Below are 12,746 nucleotides of genomic sequence, written 5' to 3'. Positions count from 1 at the left end.
CACGATGAACAGTTGCTTACCAGCATTGCCGACCGGCTTTTGCTTTCTCAGTGCGATCCATTTTCATCAGGACAAGGGACAAGCGCCACGACATTTTTGCCATTCAGCCAATTTTTTTGGAAAATGACGCACAAATCGTCACTCTGTCCGCTTAGCGTCTGTACATGCGAAGTGGCGCAGGTATACTCAGAAGCCTTGTTTTAGCTTATTAGCCCGGTCTGGAGTCGTTACCCCTCATGCAAGAAATTATGCAGTTTGCAAGCAATCACCCCATCCTGAGTCTGGCATGGGTCGTCTTACTCGTACTGGTGATTGTGACTACCGTTAAAGGAATGTTCTCTAAAGTAAAAACTATCAGTCGAGGCGAAGCAACCCGACTCATTAACAAAGAGGACGCGGTAGTGGTAGACGTGCGTTCGCGTGATGATTACCGCAAGGGGCACATTTCGGGCGCGATAAATGTGGCTGCAGCAGATATCAAGAAAGGCAGTTTAGGCGAGTTGGAAAAGCATAAAGCACAGCCCATAATTGTTGTATGCGCAACCGGACAAAGCGCGGCAGATCCTGCTGCCCATCTGAGCGCGGCTGGATTTACCCAGGTTGCCGTTCTGAAAGACGGTATCAGTGGTTGGAGCGGCGAAAATCTGCCGTTGGTTCGCGGTAAATAATCATCCTGAGGTCCCTATGGCAAATGTTGAAATTTACATCAAAGCAACCTGTCCTTATTGCCACCGGGCAAAAGCGCTGCTGAGTCAAAAAGGCGTGGCGTTTCAGGAGATTCCCATTGATGGGGACATGGCAAAACGCGAAGAGATGATTAAGCGCAGTGGCCGGACTACCGTGCCGCAGATCTTTATCGACGGTCAGCATATTGGCGGCTGCGACGATCTGATGGCGCTCAACGATCGTGCAGGTTTAGATCCGTTACTTCAGGCGTAATTACGCCAGACATATTAACTTACAGGACTTAGTCACATGTCAGAACATAACACCAACGAAATGCAATTTCAGATTCAGCGCGTTTACACGAAAGACATTTCTTTTGAAGCGCCGAACGCGCCACAAGTGTTTCAGAAAGAGTGGGAACCAGACGTTAAGCTGGATCTGGACACGGCTTCTTCGCAGCTGGCTGATGAAGTGTATGAAGTGGTGCTGCGTGTGACTGTAACCGCGACCGTTGGCGAAGATACCGCTTTCCTGTGTGAAGTGCAGCAGGCGGGCATTTTCACCATCGGCGGTATCGACGGCACTCAGATGGCGCATTGCCTGGGCGCTTACTGCCCGAATATTCTGTTCCCTTATGCCCGTGAATGCATCACCAGTCTGGTTTCTCGTGGTACGTTCCCGCAGCTTAACCTCGCGCCGGTGAACTTTGATGCGCTGTTTATGAACTATCTGCAGCAGCAGCAAGGCGAAGAAGGTGCCGCGCAACATCAGGATGCCTGATGACTACTCACGCTTCGATTAGCGTCATCGGTGCCGGTTCGTACGGCACCGCTTTGGCGATTACGCTGGCCCGTAATGGCCATCCCGTGTTGTTGTGGGGCCATAATCCCGCCCACATGGCACAGCTGCAGTCAGACCGCTGCAATCTCGCTTTCCTGCCTGATGTTCCCTTTCCCGATAATCTGACGATTGAACCCGATCTCGCCAGGGCCATTGCGGCCAGCCGCGATCTACTGGTGGTCGTACCCAGCCACGTCTTTGGCGAAGTGCTGACGCAGATCAAACCTGGCTTACGTGAGGACTCGCGTATCGTCTGGGCGACGAAAGGGCTGGAAAAAGAAACCGGTCGTTTGCTGCAGGACGTCGCCCGGGAAATCCTGGGTGAGGCCATTCCGCTGGCGGTGATATCTGGCCCAACCTTCGCGAAAGAACTGGCCGCGGGTTTACCTACGGCGATTGCGCTGGCGGCAACCGATACGCAGTTTGCGGATGATTTGCAAACGCGGTTGCACTGCGGCAAAAGTTTCCGCGTGTATAACAATCCCGATTTTATCGGGGTTCAGCTGGGTGGCGCGGTTAAAAATGTGATCGCGATTGGTGCTGGGATATCGGACGGTATCGGATTTGGCGCGAATGCACGAACGGCATTAATCACCCGTGGACTGGCAGAGATGAGCCGTCTTGGCGCAGCGTTGGGTGCCGATCCCACGACGTTTATGGGGATGGCAGGCCTGGGCGATCTGGTGCTGACCTGTACCGATAATCAGTCGCGTAACCGCCGCTTTGGCATGATGTTGGGGCAGGGTGAAGAGGTCGATGGCGCACAACGCATTATCGGACAAGTTGTAGAAGGTTACAGAAATACGAAAGAAGTCAAAGCGCTGGCTGCACGTGTCGGGGTTGAAATGCCCATTACGGAGCAGATTTATCAGGTGCTCTATTGCGGAAAACCGGCACGAGATGCAGCATTAAGCCTGCTGGGGCGTTCGAGGAAGGACGAAAACAGTACAAACTAAAGCAGGAAGCCAGGCATCATCACCTGCAGCGCCGATCAAGGCGCTTTTTTATCGGGAGAAAACAGCATGTCGTCTGATGAGTTAGAACTGGTCTGGGACAATATCAAGGCGGAAGCACGCGCGCTGGCAGACTGCGAGCCGATGCTGGCCAGCTTTTACCATGCGACATTGCTTAAGCATGAGAATCTTGGCAGTGCTCTTAGCTATATGCTGGCCAATAAGCTGGCGAATCCGATCATGCCTGCTATCGCTATTCGTGAAGTGGTAGAAGAAGCATACCGTGAAGATCCCTCAATGATTGCGTCTGCTGCTTGTGATATTCAGGCGGTTCGCCTGCGCGATCCTGCGGTTGATAAATACTCCACGCCGCTGCTTTATCTGAAAGGCTTTCATGCGCTTCAGGCGCATCGTATCGGGCACTGGCTGTGGAATGAAGGCCGACGCGCTCTGGCCGTTTATCTGCAAAATGAAGTCTCAGTCTCCTTTGCGGTTGATATTCACCCGGCTGCCAAAATTGGTCATGGGATCATGCTGGATCATGCCACCGGGATTGTGATCGGTGAAACCGCCGTTGTGGAAAATGATGTATCAATCCTGCAGTCAGTAACGCTTGGCGGCACCGGAAAAACCAGCGGCGACCGCCATCCCAAAATTCGTGAAGGGGTGATGATTGGCGCGGGTGCGAAAATCCTCGGTAATATCGAGGTAGGCCGTGGTGCCAAGATTGGTGCCGGCTCCGTGGTGTTGCAATCTATCCCTCCACATACCACCGCCGCCGGGGTTCCTGCGCGCATCGTCGGCAAGCCCGGCAGTGAAAAGCCGTCAATGGATATGGATCAACACTTTAACGGTAACGGTGCAGGCTTCCAGTTTGGCGATGGTATTTAAGATTTAATCAGTGCGCCAGCATAGTCGAGTTGGCGCCACGCTTCGTAAACCACTACCGATACCGCGTTGGACAGGTTCATGCTACGGCTTTCCGCCATCATCGGAATGCGGATTTTTTGCGCTGCGGGCAGAGCCTGTAATATCTCTGCGGGTAACCCGCGGCTTTCCGGTCCAAACAGCAAATAATCCCCAGACTGATAGTTGACCGCACTGTGTGCGGGCGTGCCTTTGGTGGTCAGCGCAAACAGGCGCTCAGGCTGCTCGGTAGCGATGAAAGCCTGATAGTCAGCATGAAATTTGATCGCGGTAAATTCGTGATAGTCCAGCCCGGCGCGACGCAGGCGCTTATCGTCCCAGGCAAAGCCCAGTGGCTCAATCAGGTGGAGCTGAAAACCGGTATTGGCGCACAGGCGAATAATATTGCCGGTGTTAGGTGGGATTTCTGGTTCAAATAATACGATGTTAAGCATAAGGCCCCCGATAACGAGGGCCGAAGCATAGCAAATTATTGCCTTGCAGAGGAGTAAAGTGGCAGCCAGATCGTGAGGCGCAGTCCACCCAGTGGGCTGTCATCCGCTTTGACCCACCCGCGATGTTGCTGTATTGCCGTTTCCACGATCGCCAGCCCGAGGCCGGTACCGCCGGATTCCCTGTCCCGCGCTTCATCAGTGCGGTAGAAAGGACGAAATATCTGCTCGCGATCCTCCGGGCTGACGCCAGGACCGTCATCATCAACGTGCACGGTAATACCCGAGATATCCACGGAAAAACTGACGCTGATATGCGTGTGCGAGTAGCGCAACGCATTACGGACGATGTTCTCCAGCGCGCTTTCCAGCGCATGTGGATTGCCGTATAGCGGCCAGGGGCCTGGAGGATAAGGAATCTCCAGCGTCTTGCCCATTTGTTCCGCTTCAAACCTGGCGTCTTCCAGCACGTCATTCCAGAGCTGGTTTGCCTTCATGGCTTCGCTGACCAGCGCGTTCTTATGCTGGGTTCTCGACAGCACCAACAGGTCATTAATCATGCCGTCAAGCCGCTGAGCTTCCATCTCAATGCGCTCCAGCTCTTTGCCTTCACCCTGACGGCGACGCAGCAGGGCGGTAGCCAGCTGAAGTCTCGTCAGCGGCGTACGCAATTCGTGGCTGATATCGGAAAGCAGACGTTGCTGACCGTTCATCATGCGCTCCAGCGCACTCACCATTTGATTGAAGCTGGAACCGGCGGCCAGAAACTCCTGCGGGCCCGATTCCAGTTCAGGATGTTGACGCAGGTTGCCGCTGGCCACTTCATCCGCAGCGTATTTGAGTTTACGTGCAGGACGCGCCAGGCTCCACGCCAGCCAGAGCAGAAGCGGTGAGCTAATCAGCATGGTAACGATAAGCAGTAGCAAAGGCCGGTCAAACAGCAGGTTGATAAAGTCCAGTTGAGAACTGCTGGCAGGCCGAATCAGGTAAAGCTGATAGTTATCCTCCCCATCCCGAACGGCGAAAGGGCCCACCATTTCGACGCGACCATACTTTTTCTTCTGTGGATGATCGGCATTGTCTGACTGACCGATGAAGTTACGGATAACCTGCATTTCATTATGTTGCGCGCCAATAACCCGGCCTTCGCTGGTGACTAACAGCAAGCGCTGACCGGGCGGTGCCCATTTCTCAATCGCGCGAAATAAGCGCCGCCACCACATCAAATCGTTAGGGGGATCGCGCATTAACTCCGCTTCAACGTGCTGCTCTATCATCGTCCCCTGACGCTGCTCACTCTCCATCAGCGACGTCATCTGACGTGAATCAAGCTTGGGTACCATGAGCACCAGCATCAATACCAGTGCCAGCGTCAGCCAGAAAATAGCAAAGATGCGGGTAGTCAAACTTCCTATCATGATGCAGAAACCATCAGATAGCCGCGGCCACGTAATGTCTTAAACCACGGATGTCCGTCACGGCGGTCAGGGAGCTTACGGCGCAGGTTAGAGATGTGCATGTCAATGGCGCGGTCAAAAGGCGTAAGGCGTTTGCCCAGCACTTCCTGGCTAAGGTGCTCGCGAGAGACAACCTGCCCAAGATGCTGTGCCAGAAGATAAAGCAGGGTGAATTCCGTTCCGGTGAGATCCAGCGTCTCGCTGTCGAAACTGGCTTCCTGACGGCCCGGATTCAGGCGCAGGCAGTCAACTTCCAGCGTGGGTGAACTGTTATCGTGCTGTTGCTGCTGTTCACTCCAGTTTGAACGGCGCAGGATAGCGCGAATACGCGCGACCAGCTCACGATCGTTAAAGGGTTTAGGCAGATAGTCATCGGCACCCAGTTCAAGGCCCAGCACGCGATCCAGTTCGCTTCCGCGTGCGGTAAGCATAATGACGGGCGTCTGATATTGCTGGCGTAATTCTTTCAGGGTGTCGATACCGTTTTTCTTCGGCATCATGACATCCAGTAAAAGCAGATCAATTGAGTTATCAAGCAGGTTCAACGCTTGTTCACCATCGCTGGCGACCACGACTTCAAACCCTTCCATTTCCAACAGCTCTTTCAAAAGCGAAGTTAATTCGCGGTCATCATCTACCAACAGGATTTTATTCATTTTTGTAGCCCTCCGCAGGCAAAATAGCGTGTTCCCATGATACCAATCCATCGATTTACGTACTTTTACACCCCCTGACGGATGTTTGCAGCTATCGCCGTACACTGGCTATCGTTGAATCGCAAAACAGAACGAACTGGAGTAAACGATGCGCAAATTAACCGCCGTCGTTATTGCCTCAGCGATGGTTCTCTGTAACGCCAGCGCAAGAGCAGCAGAGCCGATGGCGCCTGATGATGTGCATCACGGCGAATTTACGACAGGCAGTATGACGCAAAATTCGCAAAGTCACATGTTCGACGGCATTGAGTTGACGGAACATCAACGGCAGCAGATGCGTGACCTTATGCAGCAAGCCCGACACGATCGTCCGGCAACGAATATTGATGATATCGCAGCCATGCATGATTTAGTGACTGCAGATAATTTTAACGAAGCGGCCATCCGCAGTAAGGCAGAAGCCATTGCCAGAGTTCAGGTAGAGCAGCAGGTTGAGATGGCGCGCGTTCGTAATCAGATGTACCACCTGTTAACGCCGGAGCAGCAGGCCGCGTTACAAAAGAATTATGAGCGGCGTATAAATTCATTACGCAAGCTTTCGAATCTGCAGCCAGCATCATCGCTGCAACCCGTGAGTCGTACCAGTAGTAACCACTAGTAAATAGTATCCCTGTTTTCCTTGCCATAGACACATCCCTGTCTTCCCCCTCATGATGAGGGGGTTTTTTTTATCAGGTACTTATCCAAAAATCCTTTAAAATCAGTGCGTGCCTAAAAACACGCTAAGCATTTGCAGACAGGTATAAGCGCCGCTGGTGTAGACAATATGTAGACAACATTAGCTACACATTGAGGCCACCTTCAAGCGGATTACGCGTAATCGCATCCATCAAATCGTTAGGTGCAAGATGGGCATAAGCTGCCGTTTGCTCAATCCTCGCATGGCCTAAAATCGCCTGTACCGATATGAGATTTCTGCCGTCTATCATGACCAACGACTGAACGTATGCCGCAAGATATGCATAGCTTGATGCCTGGGTATATCTGGCTTCGCCAGTTTCATTAATTTGCAGAATTGTTCCTGGCTCACTTTGAACCAAAGATCCCTTTTCATCTCATGATGTTTTTTATCTGCGATTTATCATTTACGATGAATTTACAATTTATCCGGTAGTTAAAAAAAATAGAAAACACCGTTGGTTTTATTCCTGTTTTTCAGGGTGCTGTTTTTCTTGCGCGTTTTACCATCGAAGATATTTCACTTTTCTTTCATCTTTTAAATACATGATAAGTAAAACTTATTTAACTTCCTGCTTTGTTTTTATTTATATTTCAATCAGCTGCAAATATCCCGCTCCGCTTGCACGCTAATTGCGCAGTTCTACACTTAAGTTGTCTCAGCATGGAAGCCGATGTACTTACGAAATTAACGGAGAGCAGCAACCACATCATGTAGTCCGAATTAACCTATTAACGGAGTAAATTATGGCAGAGCATCGTGGTGGTTCAGGTAATTTCGCAGACAACCCGCAAAAAGCGTCTGAAGCCGGTAAAAAAGGCGGTAAGAGCAGCGGCACTGGCGGCGGCGGTAATTTTAAAAATAACCCCGAAAAAGCCTCCGAAGCGGGCAAGAAAGGCGGCAAAAAGTAATGGCTGCTAAGCACTGAACCAAATCTGCACGTTGATTTGGCGCTTACCCAAGGTAGGCAATTCGCCCCGTCTCTCTATGAGGACGGGGCGAAGTGCTTTTTTTCCCTTCAGAAATGCCATTTCATCCTGTTTCTTCGCCGTTCAGACAGTCAGGCGCGACGCCTTCTGTAGTGTTAAACTTAGCCTTTCTCTCATACTGCGTTACGTTTCAGTAATATGTCTATGGAGTTTGGCATGCAGGCTTCGTACGGAAAGTTAATCCAGTCTGCGGCAGTCGCGGCGACGCTGCTGGCTTCCGTCTTATTGGTTGTGAAGATTTTTGCCTGGTGGTACACCGGATCGGTTAGCCTGCTGGCCGCGCTGGTCGATTCCCTGGTGGATATTGCCGCCTCGCTGACCAACCTGCTGGTAGTGCGTTATTCCTTACAGCCCGCCGATGACGATCATACATTTGGGCATGGTAAAGCGGAGTCGCTGGCCGCGCTGGCCCAAAGCATGTTCATTTCGGGTTCAGCCCTTTTCCTCTTTCTTACGGGTATTCAACATCTCGCTTCCCCTAACGAACTGCGCTCGCCGGGCATCGGAATTGTTGTCACCGTCGTAGCGCTGGTTTCGACATTAGTACTGGTCACCTTCCAGCGCTGGGTCGTGCGTAAAACCCGGAGTCAGGCCATTCGTGCAGATATGCTGCACTATCAGTCAGATGTGTTTATGAACGGAGCTATCCTGGTGGCGCTGATATTAAGCAGCTACGGTTTCACGCGCGCTGATGCACTGTTTGCGTTAGGGATTGGCGTCTATATTCTTTTTAGTGCGCTGCGGATGGGCCATGAAGCCGTTCAGTCTTTACTGGACAGAGCATTACCCGATGAAGAGCGGCAACAAATTATTGCGATTTCCCTCAACTGGCCGGGTGTGCAGGGCGTACACGATGTGCGTACGCGTCAGTCCGGCCCGACAAAGTTTATCCAGCTTCACGTTGAGCTCGAAGATCAGTTACCGCTCGTCCAGGCTCATCGTATTGCCGATCAGGTAGAGAAAGCGCTGCGAAAAGCGTTTCCCGGTTCTGACGTCATTATTCATCAGGATCCCTGTTCTGTGGTACCGTTTGAAAAGCAGGATTCTTTTAACTTTTAACTTACATGAATTAAGTTAATAAAATGGAAACGGCACGTTTTTAACATTGCTGCAAAAAATTAGTGAAAAGTTGTCTGACCTGAATCAATTCAGCCGCAGGCCTTTGATATACTATCTGCCATTATATGTTGCGCTCATCACAATCGTGTTTATCAGCGTTGAACAGGCCGGATTAACCCTTAGCTTTGAACAATCCAGAGGTTGTCATGATCAAAAAAATTGGTGTACTGACCAGCGGCGGTGACGCCCCAGGCATGAACGCAGCCATTCGCGGCGTGGTTCGCTCCGCGTTAAGTGAAGGGCTGGAAGTTTTTGGTATCTATGACGGCTATCAGGGTTTGTACGAAGACCGGATGATCAATCTCGATCGTTACAGCGTATCTGACATGATCAATCGCGGCGGCACTTTTTTGGGTTCAGCGCGTTTTCCTGAGTTTCGTAACGATGATGTCCGTCAGGTGGCCATTGAAAACCTGAAAAAGCGCGGTATTGATGCGTTAGTCGTGATCGGCGGGGACGGTTCCTATATGGGCGCCAAGCGACTGACCGAGATGGGGTTCCCCTGTATCGGCCTGCCAGGCACGATCGATAACGATGTTGCCGGCACCGATTACACCATTGGCTACTTTACCGCACTGGAGACGGTGGTGGAGGCGATTGACCGCCTGCGTGATACTTCTTCATCACACCAGCGCATCTCCATCGTTGAAGTGATGGGCCGTTACTGTGGCGATTTGACCCTGGCTGCCGCTATCGCTGGTGGATGCGAGTTTATCGTGTTGCCAGAAATTCCCTATACCCGTGAAGAGCTGGTGGCAGAAATTAAGGCCGGCATCGCGAAAGGTAAAAAGCATGCGATTGTTGCTATCACTGAACATATCTGTGATATCGACGATCTGGCGCGGTTTATCGAGACCGAAACGAAGCGCGAAACGCGCGCGACGGTACTTGGCCACATTCAGCGTGGCGGTGCGCCGTGCGCATATGATCGTATTCTTGCATCCCGCATGGGCGCGTATTCCATTGAACTGCTCATGCAGGGCTACGGTGGCCGCTGTGTGGGTATTCAGAACGACAAAATGGTGCACCATGACATCATTGATGCGATCGAGAACATGAAGCGTCCATTCAAGCGTGACTGGATGGATACCGCGAAGCAGCTTTACTGATTTCACCGCATTAACGGGCATGCTCTTCAGGCATGCCCTTATACCTTCCGTATATTCCCCAAAGTTATAACCGCTTATTTTTAATTCTTTTAGCTCTGAAAAAGTTTATGTCACGCTTGTCCCATAATGAACTGGGAGAGTGCGCAATGAATAAATGGGCCATCGGTATTAGCTTGTTACTGGCATCAGGCAGTGTTCTGGCGAAGGATATTCAGCTGTTAAACGTTTCTTACGATCCCACCCGTGAGCTGTATGAGCAGTACAACAAGGCCTTCAGTGCGCACTATAAACAGGAAACGGGCGATAATGTGGTGATCCGTCAGTCGCATGGCGGCTCAGGCAAGCAGGCCACATCAGTGATAAACGGCATTCGTGCTGACGTCGTGACGCTGGCGCTGCAGTCTGATATTGATGCGATTGCTGAACGTGGCCGCATCGATAAGAACTGGATTAAGCGTCTGCCGGATAACTCAGCACCTTATACTTCCACGATTGTGTTCCTGGTCCGCAAGGGTAATCCAAAAGGGATCCATGACTGGAACGATCTGATCAAACCTGGCGTTTCCGTCATCACGCCTAATCCAAAAACCTCAGGTGGTGCACGCTGGAATTACCTGGCAGCCTGGGGCTGGGCGTTGGATCACAACAACGGCGATCAGGCAAAAGCGCTAAGCTATGTCAAAGCCCTGTTTAAAAATGTTGAAGTGCAGGATTCCGGTGCGCGCGGTGCGACCAACACCTTCGTTGAGCGCGGCATTGGTGATGTTCTGATCGCCTGGGAAAATGAGGCGTACCTGGCCGTGAATAAGCTGGGCAAAGACAAGTTTGAGATCGTTACCCCAAGCGAGTCAATTCTGGCAGAGCCGACGGTTTCCGTGGTGGATAAAGTGGTTGATGAGAAGGGAACGCGCCCAGTGGCTGAGGCCTATCTGAAGTATCTTTATTCGACCGAGGGACAGACGATTGCAGCCGAGAATTACTATCGTCCGCGCAATGCTGAGGTTGCGAAGAAGTTTGCCAGCACCTTTGCCCCTGTAAAATTGTTTACTGTGGACGAGAAATTCGGCGGTTGGGCTAAGGCACAAAAAACCCACTTCGCGGATGGCGGCACCTATGACCAGGTCATGAAGCCGTAACGATCGCCTGACACAATCTAAACCAGCGGAAACGCTGGTTTTTTTATGCGTGACATTCCGGCGCTGTCAGGCGAGGATGCTGATTGATTCAGTATGGAGAGGGTAACTATGCAGGCAAATCGTCGGGCCTTCATCATCATTGCGTTTCTGCTGGTGCTTGTCGTGGCAGGAATGGGGATAGCTTCCCTTCATGTTAAAGGCAATGCCGATGCGCTTTGGCAGATCGTCAGCGAAAAGTGCGTACCCAATCAGCAGAATAACGGGCAACCCGCGCCTTGCCTGCGAGTTGATCTGCAGCAGCGTTATACACTGCTCAAAGACCGTAACGGCCCCTTGCAATACCTGTTAATTCCCGTTGATAAGATAACCGGCATCGAAAGCCCGCGGTTGCTCAGCACAGCCACACCCAATTTTTTCAGCTTTGCCTGGCAGGACAGAGGCGTAGTGGCGCAGAAATTCGGTTCGCCCATTAAAGACACCGTGCTGTCGCTGGCGATCAACTCCGAATACGGGCGTACCCAAAACCAGCTGCATATTCATATTTCCTGCTTACGGCCCGATGTCCGTCAGCAACTGGATGGACTGGCACCGACTCTCAATGCGCAGTGGAAGGATGTTACCTTTCTGAACCATCACTATATTGTGCGGGTGCTCAGTCAGGCGGAACTGGATCAACAGAGTGTCTTTATCCGGTTAGCGTCTGAAGTCCCGGATGCTAAGAATGCGATGGGGAAATACGGTATGGCACTGGCAAGCTTACCCGATGGCCGTCTGGTGCTGATGGCGGTAGCGCGCAACTGGCTTTTGCTGAATAAGGGATCGGCAGAGGAGGTGCAGGATCACGACTGCGCCCTGCTGCAACCCATAAAAAAAGCGGCCTGATGAGGCCGCTTATGCTGTGCTCAATCGCCGGTTAGCGTTGTTTAGCCGCCGCAGCAGCTTTAACGATCACGGCAAACGCATCGGCTTTCAGCGACGCGCCGCCAACCAGGGCACCGTCGATGTCCGGCTGAGTAAACAGCTCGGCAGCGTTTTTATCGTTAACTGAGCCGCCGTACTGAATAATCACTTGCTCAGCGATAGCCGCATCTTTTTTGGCAATGTGGTCACGAATAAATTTGTGAACGGCCTGCGCCTGAGCAGGTGTGGCTGACTTCCCGGTACCGATCGCCCATACCGGCTCGTAAGCGATGACCGCATCTTTGAACGCTTCTGCACCCTGCGTGGTCAGCACCGCATCAAGCTGGCGTGCACAGACTTCTTCGGTTTTGCCCGCTTCGTTTTCCGCTTCGGTTTCACCGATGCACAGAACCGGCACCAGGCCAGCGGCTTTCAACACGGCATATTTTTTCGCAATGAACTCGTCACTCTCTTTGTGATAAGTGCGACGTTCTGAGTGACCAATGATGATGTATTTCGCGCCGATATCTTTCAGCATTTCAGCGGACACTTCGCCGGTAAATGCGCCAGAGAGGTTTACATCAACGTTTTGAGCACCCAGAGCGATGTGGCTACCGGAGATGGCGTGTTTAGCCTGATCAAGATAGAGCGCGGGCGGTGCAATAGCGACGCCACAACCCTCAACGCCCGACAGTTCTTTGCGCAGACCGTCGATCAGTTCGGCTGTCATATGCTTGCTGCCATTCAACTTCCAGTTACCCATAACCAGTGGATGTCGCATTCTATCCTCCGCATAACGCGATACATGAAATGGCGCTGCCCCG

General features: G+C 51.9%; 16 protein-coding genes. 11 read left to right on the top strand and 5 right to left on the bottom strand.

The genetic code is table 11. The features are described from left to right. Positions 1-236: 236 nt before the first annotated feature. From EL29_RS17670 to cysE, 5 genes are all read left to right on the top strand, one after another. A complete protein-coding gene (locus EL29_RS17670; protein ID WP_013027717.1) occupies positions 237-668 on the top strand; it encodes a rhodanese-like domain-containing protein in 432 nt (143 codons plus the stop codon). A 16-nt stretch (positions 669-684) separates the two neighbouring features. Continuing rightward, a complete protein-coding gene (grxC, locus tag EL29_RS17665; protein ID WP_013027716.1) occupies positions 685-939 on the top strand; it encodes a glutaredoxin 3 in 255 nt (84 codons plus the stop codon). Positions 940-975: 36 nt separating this feature from the next. After that, positions 976-1,446 (top strand): protein-export chaperone SecB, encoded by a 471-nt coding sequence (gene secB, locus EL29_RS17660; RefSeq protein ID WP_013027715.1) that lies wholly within the window; start codon positions 976-978, stop codon positions 1,444-1,446. Beyond that, positions 1,446-2,462 (top strand): NAD(P)H-dependent glycerol-3-phosphate dehydrogenase, encoded by a 1,017-nt coding sequence (gene gpsA / locus EL29_RS17655; protein WP_013027714.1) that lies wholly within the window; start codon positions 1,446-1,448, stop codon positions 2,460-2,462. The genes secB and gpsA overlap by 1 nt, the downstream gene beginning before the upstream one ends. Before the next feature lie 66 nt (positions 2,463-2,528). Continuing rightward, positions 2,529-3,350 (top strand): serine O-acetyltransferase, encoded by an 822-nt coding sequence (gene cysE, locus EL29_RS17650; RefSeq protein ID WP_013027713.1) that lies wholly within the window; start codon positions 2,529-2,531, stop codon positions 3,348-3,350. Here cysE and trmL read toward each other — a convergent pair. From trmL to cpxR, 3 genes are read right to left on the bottom strand one after another with little or no spacing between them, the layout of a single operon-like run. Further along, a complete protein-coding gene (trmL, locus tag EL29_RS17645) occupies positions 3,347-3,820 on the bottom strand; it encodes a tRNA (uridine(34)/cytosine(34)/5-carboxymethylaminomethyluridine(34)-2'-O)-methyltransferase TrmL (RefSeq protein ID WP_013027712.1) in 474 nt (157 codons plus the stop codon). The two genes, cysE and trmL, sit on opposite strands and share 4 nt — an antisense overlap. Positions 3,821-3,855: 35 nt before the next feature. Then, positions 3,856-5,235, bottom strand: coding sequence for an envelope stress sensor histidine kinase CpxA (gene cpxA / locus EL29_RS17640; protein ID WP_013027711.1), 1,380 nt, complete (start codon positions 5,233-5,235; stop codon positions 3,856-3,858). Next, complete coding sequence (gene cpxR, locus EL29_RS17635) at positions 5,232-5,930, bottom strand: envelope stress response regulator transcription factor CpxR (protein WP_014604760.1); 699 nt, start codon at positions 5,928-5,930, stop codon at positions 5,232-5,234. The genes cpxA and cpxR overlap by 4 nt, the downstream gene beginning before the upstream one ends. 148 nt (positions 5,931-6,078) lie before the next feature. On the opposite strand from cpxR, the gene cpxP reads away from it, so the two are divergent. Next, complete coding sequence (gene cpxP, locus EL29_RS17630; RefSeq protein WP_028715916.1) at positions 6,079-6,588, top strand: cell-envelope stress modulator CpxP; 510 nt, start codon at positions 6,079-6,081, stop codon at positions 6,586-6,588. Between the two features lie 184 nt (positions 6,589-6,772). On the opposite strand, the gene EL29_RS17625 is transcribed toward cpxP, so the two are convergent. Continuing rightward, positions 6,773-7,030: a hypothetical protein gene (locus EL29_RS17625; RefSeq protein ID WP_028715915.1), complete on the bottom strand. Its 258-nt coding sequence runs from the start codon at positions 7,028-7,030 to the stop codon at positions 6,773-6,775. 385 nt (positions 7,031-7,415) lie between these two features. Between EL29_RS17625 and EL29_RS17620 the strand changes: the two genes are divergently transcribed. From EL29_RS17620 to EL29_RS17600, 5 genes are all read left to right on the top strand, one after another. Beyond that, positions 7,416-7,580 carry a KGG domain-containing protein gene (locus EL29_RS17620; protein WP_013027707.1) on the top strand — a complete coding sequence of 55 codons (165 nt, stop codon included), beginning with the start codon at positions 7,416-7,418 and terminating at the stop codon, positions 7,578-7,580. 234 nt (positions 7,581-7,814) lie between these two features. Then, positions 7,815-8,717, top strand: a complete 903-nt coding sequence (fieF, locus tag EL29_RS17615; RefSeq protein WP_014604761.1) for a CDF family cation-efflux transporter FieF — start codon at positions 7,815-7,817, stop codon at positions 8,715-8,717. A 206-nt stretch (positions 8,718-8,923) separates the two neighbouring features. Then, the gene (pfkA, locus tag EL29_RS17610; protein ID WP_006121288.1) at positions 8,924-9,886 is read left to right on the top strand and encodes a 6-phosphofructokinase; all 963 of its coding nucleotides are present in this window, start codon (positions 8,924-8,926) and stop codon (positions 9,884-9,886) included. A 146-nt stretch (positions 9,887-10,032) separates the two neighbouring features. After that, on the top strand, positions 10,033-11,022 hold the full coding sequence (locus EL29_RS17605; protein ID WP_015699313.1) for a sulfate ABC transporter substrate-binding protein: 990 nt from the start codon (positions 10,033-10,035) through the stop codon (positions 11,020-11,022). 108 nt (positions 11,023-11,130) lie between these two features. Beyond that, positions 11,131-11,904 (top strand): CDP-diacylglycerol diphosphatase, encoded by a 774-nt coding sequence (locus EL29_RS17600; RefSeq protein WP_028715914.1) that lies wholly within the window; start codon positions 11,131-11,133, stop codon positions 11,902-11,904. 31 nt (positions 11,905-11,935) lie between these two features. Here EL29_RS17600 and tpiA read toward each other — a convergent pair whose 3' ends face one another. Next, a complete protein-coding gene (gene tpiA, locus EL29_RS17595; RefSeq protein ID WP_015699315.1) occupies positions 11,936-12,703 on the bottom strand; it encodes a triose-phosphate isomerase in 768 nt (255 codons plus the stop codon). Positions 12,704-12,746 lie beyond the last annotated feature (43 nt).

The organism is Pantoea ananatis LMG 2665 (assembly GCF_000710035.2).
GTDB classification, from domain to species: Bacteria; Pseudomonadota; Gammaproteobacteria; order Enterobacterales; family Enterobacteriaceae; genus Pantoea; species Pantoea ananatis.
The sequence above is the reverse complement of the archived record's forward strand: the minus strand, read 5'-3'. Positions and strand labels throughout refer to the sequence as shown.

Excerpts from the sequence above, each read along its gene's own strand:
- EL29_RS17670 (WP_013027717.1), top strand. The coding sequence starts at position 237 with ATGCAAGAAATTATGCAGTTTGCAAGCAATCACCCCATCCTGAGTCTG.
- grxC (WP_013027716.1), top strand. The coding sequence starts at position 685 with ATGGCAAATGTTGAAATTTACATCAAAGCAACCTGTCCTTATTGCCAC.
- secB (WP_013027715.1), top strand. The coding sequence starts at position 976 with ATGTCAGAACATAACACCAACGAAATGCAATTTCAGATTCAGCGCGTT.
- gpsA (WP_013027714.1), top strand. The coding sequence starts at position 1,446 with ATGACTACTCACGCTTCGATTAGCGTCATCGGTGCCGGTTCGTACGGC.
- cysE (WP_013027713.1), top strand. The coding sequence starts at position 2,529 with ATGTCGTCTGATGAGTTAGAACTGGTCTGGGACAATATCAAGGCGGAA.
- trmL (WP_013027712.1), bottom strand. The coding sequence starts at position 3,820 with ATGCTTAACATCGTATTATTTGAACCAGAAATCCCACCTAACACCGGC.
- cpxA (WP_013027711.1), bottom strand. The coding sequence starts at position 5,235 with ATGATAGGAAGTTTGACTACCCGCATCTTTGCTATTTTCTGGCTGACG.
- cpxR (WP_014604760.1), bottom strand. The coding sequence starts at position 5,930 with ATGAATAAAATCCTGTTGGTAGATGATGACCGCGAATTAACTTCGCTT.
- cpxP (WP_028715916.1), top strand. The coding sequence starts at position 6,079 with ATGCGCAAATTAACCGCCGTCGTTATTGCCTCAGCGATGGTTCTCTGT.
- EL29_RS17620 (WP_013027707.1), top strand. The coding sequence starts at position 7,416 with ATGGCAGAGCATCGTGGTGGTTCAGGTAATTTCGCAGACAACCCGCAA.
- fieF (WP_014604761.1), top strand. The coding sequence starts at position 7,815 with ATGCAGGCTTCGTACGGAAAGTTAATCCAGTCTGCGGCAGTCGCGGCG.
- pfkA (WP_006121288.1), top strand. The coding sequence starts at position 8,924 with ATGATCAAAAAAATTGGTGTACTGACCAGCGGCGGTGACGCCCCAGGC.
- EL29_RS17605 (WP_015699313.1), top strand. The coding sequence starts at position 10,033 with ATGAATAAATGGGCCATCGGTATTAGCTTGTTACTGGCATCAGGCAGT.
- EL29_RS17600 (WP_028715914.1), top strand. The coding sequence starts at position 11,131 with ATGCAGGCAAATCGTCGGGCCTTCATCATCATTGCGTTTCTGCTGGTG.
- tpiA (WP_015699315.1), bottom strand. The coding sequence starts at position 12,703 with ATGCGACATCCACTGGTTATGGGTAACTGGAAGTTGAATGGCAGCAAG.